This window comes from Nonomuraea sp. NPDC001699 (assembly GCF_053596455.1).
The window spans coordinates 207,141-222,847 of the sequence record NZ_JBSFGF010000014.1 but is presented as its reverse complement, the minus strand read 5'-3'; the positions used below and the strand labels follow the sequence as shown (position 1 = coordinate 222,847).

Sequence of the window (15,707 nt, the reverse complement as noted above, 5' to 3'; positions counted from 1 at the left end):
CACGGAATCCGGAATTTCCGGCGTCCTCCGTTTTATCGTAGTCCTGTACGACCGTACAGGACGGGCGTCGGGCAGGGGCGGGGCGATGACGCGGTTTCTTGGTCGGCTGGGTGGCTGGTGCGCGCGGCACGGGCGGATCGTCCTGGCCTTATGGGTGGTCCTGGCCGTCGGCCTGATGGGCGGCAGCCTCGCGCTCGGCCGTCCGGTCAGCAACGACGCCTCCATCCCGGGCACCGACGCGCAGCGCGCGCACGACCTGATGAAGGAGGGCTTCGGCCCCGGCTACGCCACCGGCGGAACCGTGCAGCTCCTCCTGTACTCCGCGGCCGGCAAGCTCACCGACGCGCCGCGCAAGCAGGCCGTCGAGCGCTCGGTCGCCGCGATGCGCACGATGCCGCACGTGGTCCAGGTGGACACGCCCTTCCGCGTGGGCGGCATCGCCTCGAACCTGCAGATCGGCGTGATCACCGTCAAGATGCAGGGCAACGACCCCGACAAGGCCGGCGAGGCCACGCGGGCCCTGTCCGACGCCGCCGCCCCGGCCAGGGACGCCGGGCTGGAAGTGGTGCCCGCCGACGACTCCAATCCGGCGAGCAAGGAGATCAAGACCGGGCCGAGCGAGATCATCGGCGTGATCTGCGCGCTGCTCGTGCTGGTCTTCGCGTTCGGGACGCTGGTGGCCGCGATGGTGCCGATCTTCACCGCGCTGGTCAGCGTCGCGACCGGGCTCGGCGTGATCGGCCTGCTCGGGTACGTCGTGGACATGCCCAAGCAGGCCGGGATCATGTCCACGATGATCGGGCTCGGCGTCGGCATCGACTACGCGCTGTTCCTGCTGTCGCGCCACCGCAAGCTGCTGGCCGACGGGGTGCCGGTCGTGGAGTCCGTACGCCGGACGGTGGCCAGTTCGGGCGGGGCCGTCGTGTTCGCCGGCGGCACGGTGATCATCGCGTTGAGCGCGCTGATGCTGGCCGGGTTCCCGCTGCTGAGCACGCTCGGCTGGGTGACCGGCATCTCCGTCGTCTTCGCCGTGCTGACCTCGGTCACCCTCGTGCCCGCCCTGCTCGGGCTGCTCGGCCACCGCGTCAACGCGCTCAAGGTGCCGCTGATCCGCGGGCGTTCGTCCAACCGCGGCGGGGGCGCCGGCTGGGCCGGGCTCGGCGCGTGGGTGGCGCGCAGGCCGTGGCGGGTGCTCATCGGCAGCGTGCTCGTGCTCGCCGCGCTGGCCGCGCCCGCGCTCGCGCTGACACTGGGGCCGCTGGACGAGGGCTACGCGGCCAAGGACTCGGCCGGGCGGCGCGCGTACGAGCTGATGGCCACGGCCTTCGGGCCCGGCAGCAACGGCCCGCTCATCGTGGTCGCCGAACTGCCGGAGAAGGTCTCCGGCGCCGGGGACGTGACCGTGCGGCGGATCGCCGACGCGGTCGCCGACGTCGAGGGCGTCGCCCACGTGGCCGATCCGAAGCTGAACGCCTCCGGCCGCTCGGTCCTGCTCCAGACGATCAGTGACTACGCCCCGAGCGACCCGAAGGCGGCCGAGGTGGTCAGGCAGGTCAGGGCCGTCTCGATCCCGGGCGTCCAGGTGCACGTCGGCGGCAAGGTGGCCGGGATGACCGACGCGGGCGACCGCATGAACGAGCGCACCCCGCTGGTCATCGGCGTGGTCGTGCTGCTGAGCGCCCTGCTCCTGCTGTTCGCCTTCCGCGCGCCCGTCGTCGCGGTCAAGGCCGCGGTGATGAACCTGGTGTCCCTGGGCGCCGCGTTCGGCGCGCTCGCGCTGGTGTTCTCGATCGGTCTCGGCAGCGGCCTGGTCGGCATGGACGCCCCCATGGACTCCTCCTACCTGGAGACCGTGTTCTTCTCGGTGCCGATCGAGAGCTACGTGCCGTTGATGCTGTTCGCGGTGCTGTTCGGCCTGTCGATGGACTACGAGGTGTTCCTGCTGACGGCGGTGCGGCAGGCCCACGCCCGGCACGGCGACAACAGCCGGGCGGTGGCCGAGGGGCTCGGCTCGACCGGCCGGGTCATCACCTCGGCCGCCCTGATCATGGTGGCGGTGTTCGTGGCGTTCATCGCCTACCCGGACGCGATGGTCAAGACGTTCGGCGTCGGGCTGGCCGTGGCCATCGCGGTGGACGCGACCGTCATCCGCGGCTTCCTCGTGCCGGCGACGATGGTGCTGCTCGGCCGGGCGAACTGGTGGTGCCCGCGCTGGCTGGACCGGCTGCTGCCGAACCTGTCGGTCGAGGGGCAGGAGGAGGACGACCCGGCGCCGAGCGACGAGCGGGTGCAGGAGCCGGTGGGCGCCGGGCGCTGAGCCCGCGGGCGAGCGGTCGGAGCGGTCAGTCGGGGTCGTCGAGATGGCAGGCCGGCACCCATCCGACGACCCCGGTGGTGGAGTCGGTGCCGTGGTGCCACAGGGTGCTGTCGAACGCCTCGTCGCACCGGAACAGCTCGTGCTCCTCCGACCGGTCGGAGTCGAAGCCGTCGCCGGGACGGCCCACGCCGAGCTGGGTCGCGCCGTTCTTCGGCTCGCTCCAGATGACCACCTCGCGGCTGCGGAAGTCGTAGCGGTAGCGGGCCTCGGCGGGGCCGGCGCCACCCACGGTCAGGACCGCGAGCAGGCCGGCCGCGACGGCTCCTCTGACGAGCATGCGGACCTCCCTCACTGTGGGCGATTACCCGCTCACAGTACGCGCTCGGGCGCGGGCCGGCCGGTGGCGGACCCGCGTGCCGTCCCCGCGGCTGGTCAGACCGGGTACTGGTCGTGGCGGTTCCAGAGCTCGACCCACTCCTCGGAGGTGAGCTCGCGGCCGGTGTGGGTGATGTCGGCCAGCTCCTCGAAGTACGCCTCGCGCGGCGCGCCCGGCGTGAAGAGCACCAGCATCGAGGCCGGCTCGCCCGAGGTGTTGCGGAAGGCGTGGATGCCGCCCTCGGGCACGTGCAGGAAGTCACCGGGCAGCCCCTTCGCCCACGTGGCGCCGTTGTAGAGCTGGACGCTGCCGGTCAGCACGTAGAAGGACTCGGTGATGGTCCGGTGGAAGTGCGGGCTCGCGCCTCCGGGACGCGGGCCCATCTCCCAGCGGTACAGGCCGAAGGCGCCGTTGGTCGAGCCGCCCGTGCCCAGGTAGTGGACGCGGGTGCCGGTCGCCATCGACAGGTCGGGGCCGTTTTCCGCCGGGCGCAGGGTGCCGCTGATCTCGCCGGTCTCGGCCAGGTAGCGCTGTTCGGGGTACGACATGGGGGCTCCTCCGCTGTTCCGAAGGAACTGAGAATAGCGAGGGCTCAGAACGTGATGACGGTGCGGGCGACCGTCCCCTGGCGGACGTGGGCGACGGCCTCGTTGATCCGGTCGAGGGGCAGGCGTTCGGTGATCAGGCCGTCGAGGTCGAGCCGGCCGCGCAGGTACTGCCCGGCCAACATGGGCAGGTCGCGGTGCGGCGCGGCGTCGCCGCCCTGGGTGCCCATGAGGCGGCGGGAGGAGAACAGCAGGCCGGTGTCCAGCTCCATCGGGTGGCCCCGCGGCGGGCTGCCGACCATGACGGTGGTCCCGCCCGGCTGGGTGGCGGCGAAGGCGTCGGCCAGCACGCCGGGGACGCCGGTCGCGTCGAAGGCGTAGTCGACGCCGCCGCGTACCAGCGCGCCCACCTGGTCCGGCAGGTCGCCGGGGGTGAGCAGGTGGGTGGCGCCGAAGCGCTCGGCCAGCTTGAGCTTCTGCTCGGCCACGTCCGCGGCGATGATCGTGGTGGCGCCGGCGAGCACCGCGCCCTGGATGACGTTGAGGCCCACGCCGCCGCAGCCGACGACCAGCACCGAGGCGCCCGGCGGCACCTGGGCCACGTTCAGGACCGCGCCCACGCCGGTGATCACGCCGCAGGCCAGCAGGCACATGGCGGCGAAGGGAGCGTCCTTGGCGATCTTGACGCACATGGCCTCGGTGACCACCGCGTACTCGGCGAACGAGCCGATGCCGATGAAGCGGCGGGTCTCCTGGCCGTCCAGGGTGACCCTGGGCGGGCCGCCCATGATGGTGGGCAGCCGTAGTGGACCCGAGCACAGATGGAAGCGGCCCGAGCCGCACTGGCGGCAGCGCCCGCAGGGGCCGCTCATGGCGATGATGACGTGGTCGTCCGGCCGGACGGTGGTGACGTCCGCGCCGACGCTCTCCACCACGCCCGCGCTCTCGTGCCCCAGGATGAACGGCGGCGCGCTCACCACCGGGCTCTTGCCGTCGATCGCCTTGAGGTCGGAGCCGCACACGCCCGAGGCCTTGATCCGGACGCGGACCTCGCCGGGGCCGGGGTCGTCGATCTCGACGTCGCGGATCTCCATCGGGGCGTGGAACCCGGTCAGCACGGCCGCGCGCATCAGCATGCGCCCACGCTAGCCCGGCGCGCGGGCTACGAGCAAGCGGTTGCTCGGGAGCCCGTTGACACCCCACCCCGGCAAATCTACGCTCAGCGAAACCAAGCGAGCGCTAGGCCGAGTCGCGAGGGAGAACAACATGGTACGGCGGGGCGCGGCCGCGCTCACCCTGACGCTGCTCGCCGCCGGTTGCGCGGCCCAGCAGACCGGTACGGCCCAGTCGGGCACGGGAGTGACGGACACCACCATCAAGATCGGCGGCGTGCTGACCAAGACCAGCGCGAGCGGCTACTCGACCAGGGACGCCGAGATCGGCGCCAAGGCCAGGTTCGCCCGCGCCAACGCCGAGGGCGGCGTGCACGGCCGGAAGATCGACTTCATCGGCGCCGAGGACGACGCCCAGGACGCGGCCAAGGGCGACGCGGCGGCCAAGAAACTCGTCCAGAAGGACCAGGTGTTCGCGCTGGTCCCGGTGCACGCCCCCAACTTCGGCGGCGCGGCCTTCCTCGAACAGCAGGGCGTCCCCTGGTTCGGCTGGGCCACCGGGCCGCAGTGGTGCGGCACCAGGACCGGGTTCGGCTACAACGGCTGCCTGGCCCCCAAGCAGGGGGCGGGCTCCCAGACGTGGTGGGGCAGGCAGATGGCCGACCTGCTCGGCGGCGCGGCGGGCAAGAGCGTCTACGTGCAGACCAGCGACTCCAGCGGCAGCAAGTACGGCGGCACGACCATCTCCCAGTCGTTCACCGCCGCCGGGTTCGAGCTGGTCGGCCTGAACTCCGGTCTGCCGGCCGCCGCCCCGCCCCCCGACTGGCTCCCGTACGTCAACAAGATCATGACCTCGGACGGCGGCAAGGCCCCCGACGTCGTCGTCTCGGTGATCGCGGGCACCAAGTTCAACGTCGGCCTCTACGCGGCGCTCAAGCGGGCCGGCTACAAGGGCGTGCTCACCGACGCCACCAGCTACGACGTGGCCATCCTCAAGGACCAGGCCGGCGCGCAGGCGCTCGAAGGCGTGATCGCCGCGCCCATGTTCGAGCCGTTCGAGTCGCCCGCGCCCGAGATCGCCCAGCTCAAGAAGGACGTCGAGCAGGTCGCCCCCGGCACCGCGCTCACCCAGCACCTGGCGATCGGCTACTGGGCCGCCGACATCTTCCTCGATGTCCTCAAGCGCACCGGCAAGGACCTGACCAGGGAGAAGTTCCTGGCCACCGCCAACGGCGACTACCTCTACGAGAACCCCGGGTTCGGCCGCATCCGCTACCCGAGGGACCACAGCGAGCCGAACGGCTGCGGCGCCCTGGTCAAGCTGGCGGGCGGGGCCTTCCAGGTGGCCAGAAGGATGGCCTGCTTTGACAACGTGCCGCTGAAATGATCCTCCAGTACGTGCTCAGCGGCCTGGTCACCGGGGCCGTCTTCGCGATCATGGGCTCCGGCCTGACCCTGTCGTACGCGGCGACCGGGGTGTTCAACTTCGCCCACGGCGCCGTCGGTTTCCTGGCCGCCCTGGTGTTCTACGAGCTCACCGCCGCCGGGCTGCCCGCCTGGCTGTCGGCGCTGGTGGCGGCCGGGCTGTTCGCGCCCGCGCTCGGCTACCTGCTGCACCGGGCCATGTTCCGCGGGCTCGCCCAGGCGGGGGAGACCGCGCAGATCGTCGCCACCATCGGGCTCACGATCGCGCTGCCCGCGCTCGGCCTGCTGGTCGTGGACCTGGCCGGGCTGCCCGCCACGGACGCCACCTCGCTGCCGCGCGGCGTCGGCCCCCACCCCGGCCAGGGGTTCGACGCGCTCGGGGTGCGGCTGGACAGCGACCAGCTCATCACCTTCGCCCTCTCGGCGGTCGCGGCGGCCGGGTTGTGGGCGTTCATGCGGCACACGCCGTACGGGCTGCGCATGCGCGCCTCCGTGGACCGCCGCCGTCTGGCCACGCTGCGGGGCATCGACGTGGACGCCACCTCCGCGCTGGCCTGGATGCTCGGATCGGGGCTCGCCGGGCTGGCCGGGGTGCTGGCGGCGCCCGTGCTCGGGCTGGACGCGACGGCGTACACGGTGCTGCTGTTCGCCTCGGCGACGGCGGCGGTGTTCGGACGGCTGCGCTCGATCCCCTGGACGTTCGCGGCCGGGCTCGCGCTCGGGGTCGTGCAGAACCTGGTCGCCGGGTACACCGACTTCCTGGAGGAGGTCACCGGGCTGCGCACCGCCGTGCCGGTGATCCTGCTGTTCGCCGGGCTGGTGCTGCTGAACCGGTCGCGGGAGCGGGTGGCGGGCAGCGCCGCCGAGGACGTCCCGCCGCCCGACCACCTGGCCGGGGTGCCGGCCTGGCGCAGGCGGCTGCCTTGGGCGGCGGGGCTGGCCGCGCTGGCGGCCTTCGCGCTGCTCGGGCCGCAGTACTACGTGGGCGTCGCGGCCCAGGGGCTGGTGCTCGCGCTGATCTTCTGCTCGTTCGTGGTGGTGACCGGGATCGGCGGCATGGTGAACCTGGCGCAGGCCGCCTTCGCCGCCATGGCGGCGCTGACCTGCGGGTGGGCGTTCGCCTCCGGGTTGCCGTTCGTCGTGGCGATCCTGCTGGGCGTGGTCGCGGCGGGGGCCGTCGGGCTGGTGGTGGCGCTGCCCGCGCTGCGGCTGGGCGGGCGGGTGCTGACGCTGGCCACGCTGGCCCTGGCGCTGCTGGCCGATCAGGTGCTGTTCCAGGTGGACGCCTTCAGCAACGGGACCATCGGCTGGGCGCTGCCCGCGCTCGGCCTCGGCGTCGCCGACACCTCCGACCCGCGGGTGCGGGTGGCCGTGCTGCTGGCGTTGATCGGGCTGGTGGCGCTGCTGGTGCGGAACCTGGAGCGGTCGGCGTCCGGGCGGGCCGTGCTGGCCGTACGGTCGGCGCCCGCGGCGGCCGTCACCTCCGGGCTGTCCGCGCCGCGCGCCAAGATCGTGCTGTTCGTGCTGGCGTCCGGGATCGCGGGGCTCGGCGGGGTGCTGTTCGCGATCTCCAAGGGGTCGATCACGGCCACCGACCTGCCGGCGTTCTCCGGGTTCGTGTGGCTGGCCGTGGTGGTGCTGCAGGGCGTGCGCAGGATCGGCGGGGCGGTGCTCGGCGGGCTCGTCGCGGTGGCCGTGCCCGAGCTGCTGGCGACCTGGGGCCTGTCCGCGCACGTGGGGTCGATCCTGTTCGGGGCGGGCGGCATGATTTTGGCCCGGCATCCGGACGGCGTGCTCACCCAGCTCGCCGAGGCCCGCGCCCGGCGCCGCCTGCCCGCCGTGGCTCCCGCCGTTCCCCACGTCGTGCCCCGCCGGGCGGAGGTCGCCGCCGGAGGCGGTCGGGCGTTGTTCGTGCTGGAGGACGTCGTGGCCGGTTACGCCGACTGCACCGTGCTGCGCGGGGTGAGGCTGGAGGTGCGGCCCGGCGAGGTGGTGGCGCTGCTCGGCGCGAACGGCGCGGGCAAGTCCACCACGTGCGCCGTCGCCGCCGGGGACCTGCCGGTGAGCGCCGGCCGCGTCCTGCTCGACGGCGTGGACGTCACCGCCTGGCCGGCGCACCGGCGGGCGCGGGCCGGCGTCCTGCTGGCCCCCGAAGGGCGGGGTGTCTTCCCGGGGCTCACCGTGGAGGAGAACCTGCGTACCTGGCTGGACGATCCCGGGCCGGTCTACGAGCGGCTGCCGCAGCTCGCGGCCCGCCGTACGGTGGCCGCGGGCGCGCTGTCGGGCGGCGAGCAGCAGCTCCTCACGCTGGCCCCGGCCCTGGTGCGCCCGCCGCGCGTGCTGATCGCCGACGAGCCGTCGCTCGGCCTCGCGCCGCTCGTGGTGCGGCAGGTGTTCGACGTCTTCGCCGAGCTGCGCGACCGGGGCGTGGCGCTGCTGCTGGTGGAGGAGAAGGCGACCGAGGCGCTGGCCGTCGCCGACCGGGTCGCGTTCATGCGGCTGGGCGGCGTCACCTGGACGGGCCCGCGCTCGGAGGTGGACGGCGACCGGCTGACCGCCGCCTACCTGGGGGTGAGGTGAATGCTCGCGGTGGAGGGCGTGTCCGTGGCCTTCGGCGGGGTCAGGGCGCTGGACGGCGTGTCGTTCGAGGCCGGGCCGGGCCAGGTCTGCGGCGTGATCGGGCCGAACGGCGCGGGCAAGACCACGCTGTTCGACGTGGTGTCCGGGCTGCGCAGGCCGGTCGCGGGCCGGGTCGCGCTGGACGGGCGCGACCTGACCGGGGTGTCGGCGCTCCGGCGGGCCAGGGCCGGCGTGCGCAGGACGTTCCAGCGCACGCAGGTGTTCGGCCGGCTCACCGTGGCCCAGAACGTGCTGGCCGCGCTCGACTGGCACGGCGGTGGCGGCGGGCTGGCCGCCGACCTGGCCGGGTGGCCGGGACGGCGGCGGATCGAGCGCGAGCGCGGCGCGCGCGTGGCCGAGGTGCTCGACCTGTGCGGGCTCACCCCGCTGCGCGACGCGTACGCCGCCGCGCTGCCGGTCGGGCAGCGCCGGATGGTCGAGCTGGCCCGCGCGCTCGCGGACCGTCCGAGGCTCCTGCTGCTCGACGAGCCCACCTCCGGTCTGGACGCCGCCCAGACCGCCCGGCTCGGCGAGGTCGTCAGGGCCCTGGACACGACGGTGCTGCTGGTCGAGCACGACATGGGTTTCGTGATGGAGAGCTGCGACCGGATCGTCGTGCTGGACCTGGGCAGGGTGATCGCGTCCGGGACGCCCGCGCAGGTGCGCGACGACCCGGTGGTGCGGGCCGCGTACCTAGGCTGAGTGGCGTTCGGTGAAGGTCAGGACGCGGCGCCAGGCGTCCTGGCAGACGTCCTCCCACTCCTTGAACGAGCGGTCGAAGAAGGAGTGGGGCGCGCCCTCGTAGACGTGGGTCTCGTGCTCGGTGCCCACCCGGTCCAGCGCCGCGGTGTACGCCTCGAACTCTTCCGGGCTCGACACCTTGTCCGCGCCGCCCCTGAGCAGCAGCAGTGGCGCGCCCGGCCCGGTCGTCGGCTCGTCGATGAAGCGCAGCGCGCCGTAGAAGCCGACGCTGCCGGCCAGGCCGTTGCCCTCCGCGCCCTGACGCCACGACAGCGCGCCGCCCATGCAGAAGCCGACCGTGAACACCGGGCCGTCGCCGGCCAGCTCGGCGGTCGCCGCCGCGGCGTCGGCCTGCACCTGGTCGAGCTTGAGCCGGTCGACGTGGGGCATGTGGTCGAAGTCGTCGCCGCGGTCATCGGTCCCGGCGGTGCGGCCGAAGTAGTCGATCGCGATCGTGCGGAACCCGGCCTCGGCGAAGCGCACCGCGAGGTCGCGGTAGAACGGGTGCAGGCCGCGCACGTCCGGCATGATCACCACGCCGCGGCCGTTCGGCTCGGCCGGGTCGGCGCGGTAGGCCATGAAACGGGTGCCGTCGGCGGAGGTCAGGGTGATCTGCTCGTGCGCGGCGACCTCGCCCCGGATCGGCGGGGCGGGCGGTCGGCTGTCGGTGGAATGACACATGTTGCCCAGCATGCCCAAGGTGATCGCCCGTCATCCACCTTCGTCCTCAGTACGGCGGCGCCGCCCGGAACGCCGCCAGCAGATGGGCCCGTACCCGCGCCACGGCCGACCTGGCCAGCGCCCCCGACCGTACGGCCAGGTAGCCGGTGTTGATCGGCGGCTCAGGCGGCTCGGCCAGCGCGACCAGCGTGCCCTCGGCCAGGTCACGCCGGCACAGGTACGCGGGCAGGACCGAGACGCCCATGCCCGCCCGCACCGCGCTCAGCACGCCGCGCAGGTCGGGGATGACGACCTGCGCGGCCATCGACGGACGCCGCCCGAACACGGTCCGCCAGTAGCGGCGCACGATCGGCAGGTCCTCGGCGTAGGCCACCACCGGGACCCCGGCCAGCTCCTTGGGCCCGACCCGGCCGGACGGCAGCGCCCCCGCCAAGGACGGCGCCGCCACCAGGACGAACTCCTCGTCGTAGACCGGGTCCGCCTGGACGCCGCGCACCCGGGGCCGGATCGTGGACAGCACCAGGTCGAGCCGTCCGGCCGCGAGGTCGGCCAGCAGGTCGTCGGCCAGGCCGAGGGTGGTGCGCAGCCGCAGCCCGTCGCGTACGAGCGGGGCGAGCATCGGCATGACCTCCTCGCACAGGAACTCGGCCGGGCCGCCCAGGTGCACGGCCTCGTCCGAGGGCAGCTCCGAGCCGGCAACCTCGTCCAGGGCGTCGAGGGCGGGGGCGACCCTGCGGGCCAGCTCGTCGGCGGCGGGGGTGGGCGCGACGCCGCGCGGCAGGCGGTCGAACAGCGGCCGGTCGAGGGTCGCCTCCAGCGTCTTGACCTGGGCGGTCACCGCGGGCTGCGAGAGGCCGAGCGTCTGCGCGGCGGCCGTGATGGAGCCGGTCCTGTGCACGGCGAGGAAGGTCCGCAGCAGGTCCAGCGAGAGTGGCGACATATCACCATTCTGATGCCCGGACCGATATTTCACGATTTGTTACTGATGGGTCTCGCCGGGCATGCTCGACGGCATGAGCAAGCGCATCCTGATCGTGCTGACCAGCCATGACGACCTCGGCGGCGTGGAGCGTACCGGGTACTACGTCCCCGAGGCGGCCCATCCCTGGCAGATCTTCACCAAGGCGGGCTTCGAGGTGGACGTCGCCAGCGTCGCCGGCGGCCGCCCGCCGCGCGACGGCCACGACCCGGACGACCCCACGCAGGCCGCCTTCCTCGCCACCGGCCTGGACGACGACACCGCCCGCCTCGCCGACGTGGACACGGCGGCCTACGACGCCGTCCTGTACGCCGGCGGCCACGGCACCATGTGGGACTTTCCCGACAACCCCGACGTCGCCCGCGTCGGCCGCGAGATCTACGAGCGCGGCGGCGTGGTCGCGGCGGTCTGCCACGGCCCGGCCGCGCTGGTCGGCCTGACCCTGTCCGACGGCTCCCACCTGGTGGACGGCCGCCGGGTGGCCGCCTTCACCAACAGCGAGGAGAGCGCGCGCGGCGTGGCGGACGTGGTGCCGTTCCTGCTGGCCGACGCGCTGACCGCGCGCGGCGCCCGGCACGAGCCCGCCGCGAACTGGCAGCCGCAGGTGGTCGCGGACGGCCGCCTGGTCACCGGCCAGAACCCGGCCAGCGCCGCGCCCCTGGCCGAGCGGGTCGTCGACCTGCTCGCCTGACCTCGCCGAACGGCGGGCGCCGCGCGCGCAACGGCAACCGGATGGCGGTTGCCGCACCCCCGTGCGGGATCCGATCATCGAGGGGTACGGCAGGCCCCTCCGTGGAAGGAAGTCCTCATGGCGTTCCACCCCAACCTCGATCCGGAACTGCGTGCCGCCCTGGAGAGCACGCCGTTCCCGACCTTCGACGTGACCACCCTCACGGCGGAGGAACTGGCCGGGTACCGGGCCCAGATCAACGCGATGCTGGCCGCCATGCCGCCCGCCGAGAGCGAGGTGCTGGTCGAGGACCGCCACGTCCCCGGCCCCGACGGCGAACCGGACGTCCGGGTCCGCCTCTACCGTCCCGCCCAGGAGGGCACCGGCAGGCCGGGGCTCTACTGGATCCACGGCGGCGGCATGATCGTCGGCGTGCCCGAGGTCGACGAGGCCACGATGATCGATTACGTCGAGCGCCTCGGCGTCGTGGTGGTCTCCGTCGACTACCGCCTGGCGCCCGAGCACCCACACCCCGCGCCGGTCGAGGACTGCTACGCGGGCCTGGTGTGGACCGCCAAGAACGCCGACGAGCTGGGCATCGACCCCGCCAGGCTGGCCGTCGGCGGGGCCAGCGCGGGTGGGGGGCTGGCCGCCGCGACCGTGCTGCTCGCCCGCGACCGGGGCGGCCCCGAGGTGGCCTTCCAGCTCCTGGTCTGCCCGATGCTCGACGACCGCAACACCACCCCGTCGAGCCGGGAGTTCACCGAGGCCGTGGTCTGGGACCGGGCCGCGAACCTCTACGGCTGGTCCGCCCTGCTCGGCGAGCGGACGGGCGGCCCGGACGTCCCGCCGTACGCGGCGCCGGCGCGGGCCGAGGACCTGTCGGGGCTGCCGCCCGCGTTCATCGACGTGGGCGAGCTGGAGGTGTTCAGGGACGAGGACATCGACTACGCCCAGCGGCTGGCGCGGGCCGGGGTGTCCACCGAGTTCCACCTCTATCCGGGGGCCTTCCACGGGTTCGACGCCATGGTGCCGGACACCGCGCTGAGCAGGCGGGCACGGGAGACCCGGTTGGCGGCGCTCAGGCGGGCCTACGGGTTGTAGCCCCCGGCTCAGGTGGTGGCGTTGGCGAGTAGGCGTCGCAAGGCCAGGGCGAGGTGGGCGCCCTCGCGTTCCATGGACCCTGCACGACGCCCACCCCAGGCGCGCGGACGGCGGCCTGGCCAGCAGACCAAGCGTGCGCTAGGTTGGTTTCGTGGATCTCGACTTCTCCCCGGCCGAGCTGGACTTCCGCGCCGAGGTTCGCGACTGGCTGGCCGCCCACGTGCCGCGGCGGCTCCCGCCGATGGACACCCCCGAGGGCTTCGAGGCGCACCGCGCCTGGGAGGCGCTGCTGGCCGGTGAGCGGCTGTCGGTCGTCTCCTGGCCCCGCGAGCACGGCGGCCGCGGCGCGTCCCTGATCGAATGGCTGATCTTCGAGGAGGAGTACTGGGCCGTCGGCGCCCCCGCCAGGGTCAGCCAGAACGGCATCTTCCTCCTGGCCCCCAGCCTCATGCGGTTCGGCACCCCCGAGCAGCGGCGGCGCTGGCTGCCCCGGATGGCGACGGCCGAGGACGTGTGGGCGCAGGCCTGGTCCGAGCCCGAGGCCGGCAGCGACCTCGCCGCGCTCACCGCCCGCGCCGAACGCGCCGACGGCGGCTGGCGCCTGTACGGACACAAGACCTGGAGCTCCCGGGCCGCCCACGCCTCCTACGGCTTCGGCCTCTTCCGCACCTCCGGCGCCCGGCACAAGGGCCTGACGTATTTCCTCTTCCCCCTGGACGAGGTCGCCGTCCGGCCGATCGCGCAGCTCGACGGCCTGCCCGGGTTCGCCGAGCTGCACTTCGACGGGGTGTTCGCAGCCGACTCCATGGTGCTCGGCGAGCCCGGCGACGGCTGGCGGATCGCGATGTCCACCACCTCCTCCGAACGCGGCCTGACCCTGCGCAGCCCCGGCCGCTTCCTCGCCACCGCCGACCGCCTCGTCGAGCTGGCCGCGGACGCCGGCCCCGTCCTCGCCGACCAGGCCGCGCGCTGCTGGACGGCGGCCGAGGCGTACCGGCTGCACACCTTCGCCACCGCCCGCCGGATCATGGCCGGGGCCGAGATCGGGGCGGCGGCCAGCATGGGCAAGGTCTTCTGGTCGGAGCTGGACCTGCGCATGCACGAACTGGCCCTGGAACTGCTCGGCGACCGCGCCGGCGGGACACCCTGGCTGGACGGCTTCCTGTTCTCGCTGGCCGGGCCGATCTACGCGGGCACCAACGAGATCCAGCGCAACATCATCGCCGAGCGTGTCCTGGGCCTGCCCCGATGACCCCTCTGGAGTCGCCCTCATGCACTTCGCCTTCACCGACGAGCAACTCGCCCTGGGGGCGACCGTGCGCGACGTGCTGCGGGCGCACTGCCCGCCCGGCGCGCTGCGGACCGAACGCCGTCCGGCCTGGGACCGGCTCGCCGAGCTGGGGTTCTTCGGGCTGCTCCTGCCGCCGGAGCTCGACGGGCTCGGGCTCGGGCTGACCGACGTGCTGCCCGCCGTCGAGGAGACCGGGCGGGCGTGCCTGCCGGGGCCGGTGGTGGAGACGGCGGTGGCGGCGGCGTTCCTGGTGCCGCGCGTGCCCAAGCTCGCCTCGGGCGGGGTGTGCGTGGGGGTGGCGCTGCCGGGGGAGGCGTACATGGTGGACGCCGATCTCGCCGACGTGCTGGTCGTGGCGCGTACGGGAGGTGGGGTCCGGGTGGCGGCGGGGCACGAGGCGCGGCTCACGGCGGTGCCGGGCGTGGACCCGTGCCGGCCGATGTTCGCCGTCGCCTTCGAGTCGCCGGACCGTCCCGATCCCGGCTGGTCCTGGGGACGGGGCGGGGGCGGCGCGGATCGGGTGGCGCTCGCGGTGCGGGCCGTCACGGTCGCGACCGCCGCCCAGCTCGTCGGGGTCGCGCGGGAGCTGCTCGCGGTCTCGGTGTCGTACGCGGGGGTCAGGAGGCAGTTCGGCGTGGCGATCGGGTCCTTCCAGGCCGTCCGGCACAAGCTCGCCGACGTGGCGGTGGCCGTCGAGTTCGCCGCGCCGCTGGTGCACCGCGCGGCGCTGTCCGTGGACCGGGACGCGCCCACGGCCGAGCGGGACGTGAGCGCCGCCAAGGCCGCGGCCGGCGAGGCGGCGACCCTGGCCGCCCGGGTCGCCCTGCAGACCCACGGGGCGATCGGCTACACCGAGGAGCTGGACCTGCGGTTCTGGCTCGCACGGGCCTGGTCCCTGGCGGCCGCGCACGGCACCGCGGCCGCCCACCGCGAACGCCTCCGCGCGGCACTGCACACCCGCGACCTGCGGAGGTATCCGTGAAGTACGGCGTCCCGCCCGGCGGCGGTCTGCGGAGGTGCGTGTGAAGTACGGCGTCCCGCTGGGGTTGCTGCATCCGGACGCCTGGAAGGACGTGGCCGTGGCCGCCGACGAGCTGGGGTTCGAGTCGGTGTGGCTGCCCGAGCACCTGGTGTTCGCCACCGACCTGTCGCTCGCCGTCTACCCGGGCACCGAGGACCCCGGCATCAAGCCGACGACCCCGCTGTTCGACGCCCCGGCCTACCTGTGCTGGCTGGCCGGGCTCACCACCCGCGTCCGGCTCGGCACCGCCGTGCACCTGCTGGCCCTGCGCCACCCGTTCGTGTCGGCCCGCGCGTTCGCCACCCTGGACGTGGTGTCGGGCGGACGGGCCGTCTGCGGCGTGGGCGCGGGCTGGTACCGAGGCGAGTGGACGGCGGCCGAACTGCCCTTCGAGACCCGCGGCGCCCGCCTGGACGAGGCCATAGAGGTCGTCCGGCGGCTCTGGACCGAGCCCGTGGTCGCCCATTCCGGACGGTTCTACCGGTTTCCCGAGGTCGCCTTCGAGCCCAAGCCCGTCCAGGGGCGGCTGCCGGTGCTGGCCGGTGGGGAGTCGGCGGCGGCGCTGCGCCGGGCGTCCCGGCTGTGCGACGGGTGGATCAGCATGCCGCACACCATCGAGTCGATCAGGCCGCAGGTCGCGCGGCTGGGGGCGGGGGTGCCGGTCACGGCGCACGCGTACGCCCTGGGCTCCCCGGGGGAGGTGGCGTCCTGGGCGGAGCTGGGGGTGGAGCGGCTGATCGTCCGCCCGTGGACGCGCAGCCGCGACGCGGTCACCCGCCTGGCCGCCTTCGCCGCCGAGTACGGGGTCACCTGAGGGCGTGGGGCC

The 15,707-nt window shown here is 74.0% G+C and carries 14 protein-coding genes; 9 read left to right on the top strand and 5 right to left on the bottom strand.

The window, feature by feature from the left end; genetic code table 11:
• The first annotated feature begins 85 nt into the window (after positions 1-85).
• Positions 86-2,317, top strand: coding sequence for an MMPL family transporter (locus tag ACWCSU_RS34855; protein WP_449940688.1), 2,232 nt, complete (start codon positions 86-88; stop codon positions 2,315-2,317).
• Between the two features lie 25 nt (positions 2,318-2,342).
• On the opposite strand, the gene ACWCSU_RS34850 is transcribed toward ACWCSU_RS34855, so the two are convergent.
• From ACWCSU_RS34850 to ACWCSU_RS34840, 3 genes are all read right to left on the bottom strand, one after another.
• Entirely contained in the window at positions 2,343-2,654 is a 312-nt protein-coding gene (locus ACWCSU_RS34850; RefSeq protein WP_357694592.1) for a hypothetical protein, read from the bottom strand.
• A gap of 95 nt (positions 2,655-2,749) precedes the next feature.
• On the bottom strand, positions 2,750-3,241 hold the full coding sequence (locus ACWCSU_RS34845) for a cupin domain-containing protein (protein ID WP_357694590.1): 492 nt from the start codon (positions 3,239-3,241) through the stop codon (positions 2,750-2,752).
• Positions 3,242-3,285: 44 nt separating this feature from the next.
• Positions 3,286-4,374, bottom strand: coding sequence for an alcohol dehydrogenase catalytic domain-containing protein (locus ACWCSU_RS34840; protein ID WP_449940686.1), 1,089 nt, complete (start codon positions 4,372-4,374; stop codon positions 3,286-3,288).
• Between the two features lie 130 nt (positions 4,375-4,504).
• Here ACWCSU_RS34840 and ACWCSU_RS34835 point away from each other — a divergent pair, with 130 nt between their 5' ends.
• Genes ACWCSU_RS34835 through ACWCSU_RS34825 form a run of 3 tightly spaced genes read left to right on the top strand, consistent with a single transcriptional unit; the run spans position 4,505 to position 9,096 of the window.
• Entirely contained in the window at positions 4,505-5,737 is a 1,233-nt protein-coding gene (locus ACWCSU_RS34835; protein WP_449940685.1) for an ABC transporter substrate-binding protein, read from the top strand.
• Complete coding sequence (locus tag ACWCSU_RS34830; RefSeq protein ID WP_449940682.1) at positions 5,734-8,355, top strand: ABC transporter permease subunit; 2,622 nt, start codon at positions 5,734-5,736, stop codon at positions 8,353-8,355. Before ACWCSU_RS34835 ends, ACWCSU_RS34830 begins: the two co-directional genes overlap by 4 nt.
• Positions 8,356-9,096 carry an ABC transporter ATP-binding protein gene (locus ACWCSU_RS34825; protein ID WP_357694582.1) on the top strand — a complete coding sequence of 247 codons (741 nt, stop codon included), beginning with the start codon at positions 8,356-8,358 and terminating at the stop codon, positions 9,094-9,096.
• Here ACWCSU_RS34825 and ACWCSU_RS34820 read toward each other — a convergent pair.
• Positions 9,088-9,816: a dienelactone hydrolase family protein gene (locus tag ACWCSU_RS34820; protein WP_357694580.1), complete on the bottom strand. Its 729-nt coding sequence runs from the start codon at positions 9,814-9,816 to the stop codon at positions 9,088-9,090. The genes ACWCSU_RS34825 and ACWCSU_RS34820 overlap by 9 nt on opposite strands.
• Positions 9,817-9,862: 46 nt before the next feature.
• Complete coding sequence (locus ACWCSU_RS34815; protein ID WP_449940678.1) at positions 9,863-10,756, bottom strand: LysR family transcriptional regulator; 894 nt, start codon at positions 10,754-10,756, stop codon at positions 9,863-9,865.
• 73 nt (positions 10,757-10,829) lie between these two features.
• Between ACWCSU_RS34815 and ACWCSU_RS34810 the strand changes: the two genes are divergently transcribed.
• From ACWCSU_RS34810 to ACWCSU_RS34790, 5 genes are all read left to right on the top strand, one after another.
• A complete protein-coding gene (locus ACWCSU_RS34810) occupies positions 10,830-11,486 on the top strand; it encodes a type 1 glutamine amidotransferase domain-containing protein (protein ID WP_449940675.1) in 657 nt (218 codons plus the stop codon).
• Positions 11,487-11,603: 117 nt separating this feature from the next.
• Positions 11,604-12,569 (top strand): alpha/beta hydrolase, encoded by a 966-nt coding sequence (locus ACWCSU_RS34805; protein ID WP_357694574.1) that lies wholly within the window; start codon positions 11,604-11,606, stop codon positions 12,567-12,569.
• Positions 12,570-12,720: 151 nt separating this feature from the next.
• A complete protein-coding gene (locus tag ACWCSU_RS34800; RefSeq protein ID WP_449940673.1) occupies positions 12,721-13,821 on the top strand; it encodes an acyl-CoA dehydrogenase family protein in 1,101 nt (366 codons plus the stop codon).
• A 19-nt stretch (positions 13,822-13,840) separates the two neighbouring features.
• A complete protein-coding gene (locus ACWCSU_RS34795) occupies positions 13,841-14,842 on the top strand; it encodes an acyl-CoA dehydrogenase family protein (protein ID WP_449940670.1) in 1,002 nt (333 codons plus the stop codon).
• 40 nt (positions 14,843-14,882) lie between these two features.
• Entirely contained in the window at positions 14,883-15,695 is an 813-nt protein-coding gene (locus ACWCSU_RS34790) for a TIGR03619 family F420-dependent LLM class oxidoreductase (RefSeq protein WP_357694568.1), read from the top strand.
• Positions 15,696-15,707: the final 12 nt, after the last annotated feature.

Excerpts from the sequence above, each read along its gene's own strand:
- ACWCSU_RS34855 (WP_449940688.1), top strand. The coding sequence starts at position 86 with ATGACGCGGTTTCTTGGTCGGCTGGGTGGCTGGTGCGCGCGGCACGGG.
- ACWCSU_RS34850 (WP_357694592.1), bottom strand. The coding sequence starts at position 2,654 with ATGCTCGTCAGAGGAGCCGTCGCGGCCGGCCTGCTCGCGGTCCTGACC.
- ACWCSU_RS34845 (WP_357694590.1), bottom strand. The coding sequence starts at position 3,241 with ATGTCGTACCCCGAACAGCGCTACCTGGCCGAGACCGGCGAGATCAGC.
- ACWCSU_RS34840 (WP_449940686.1), bottom strand. The coding sequence starts at position 4,374 with ATGCTGATGCGCGCGGCCGTGCTGACCGGGTTCCACGCCCCGATGGAG.
- ACWCSU_RS34835 (WP_449940685.1), top strand. The coding sequence starts at position 4,505 with ATGGTACGGCGGGGCGCGGCCGCGCTCACCCTGACGCTGCTCGCCGCC.
- ACWCSU_RS34830 (WP_449940682.1), top strand. The coding sequence starts at position 5,734 with ATGATCCTCCAGTACGTGCTCAGCGGCCTGGTCACCGGGGCCGTCTTC.
- ACWCSU_RS34825 (WP_357694582.1), top strand. The coding sequence starts at position 8,356 with ATGCTCGCGGTGGAGGGCGTGTCCGTGGCCTTCGGCGGGGTCAGGGCG.
- ACWCSU_RS34820 (WP_357694580.1), bottom strand. The coding sequence starts at position 9,816 with ATGTGTCATTCCACCGACAGCCGACCGCCCGCCCCGCCGATCCGGGGC.
- ACWCSU_RS34815 (WP_449940678.1), bottom strand. The coding sequence starts at position 10,756 with ATGTCGCCACTCTCGCTGGACCTGCTGCGGACCTTCCTCGCCGTGCAC.
- ACWCSU_RS34810 (WP_449940675.1), top strand. The coding sequence starts at position 10,830 with ATGAGCAAGCGCATCCTGATCGTGCTGACCAGCCATGACGACCTCGGC.
- ACWCSU_RS34805 (WP_357694574.1), top strand. The coding sequence starts at position 11,604 with ATGGCGTTCCACCCCAACCTCGATCCGGAACTGCGTGCCGCCCTGGAG.
- ACWCSU_RS34795 (WP_449940670.1), top strand. The coding sequence starts at position 13,841 with ATGCACTTCGCCTTCACCGACGAGCAACTCGCCCTGGGGGCGACCGTG.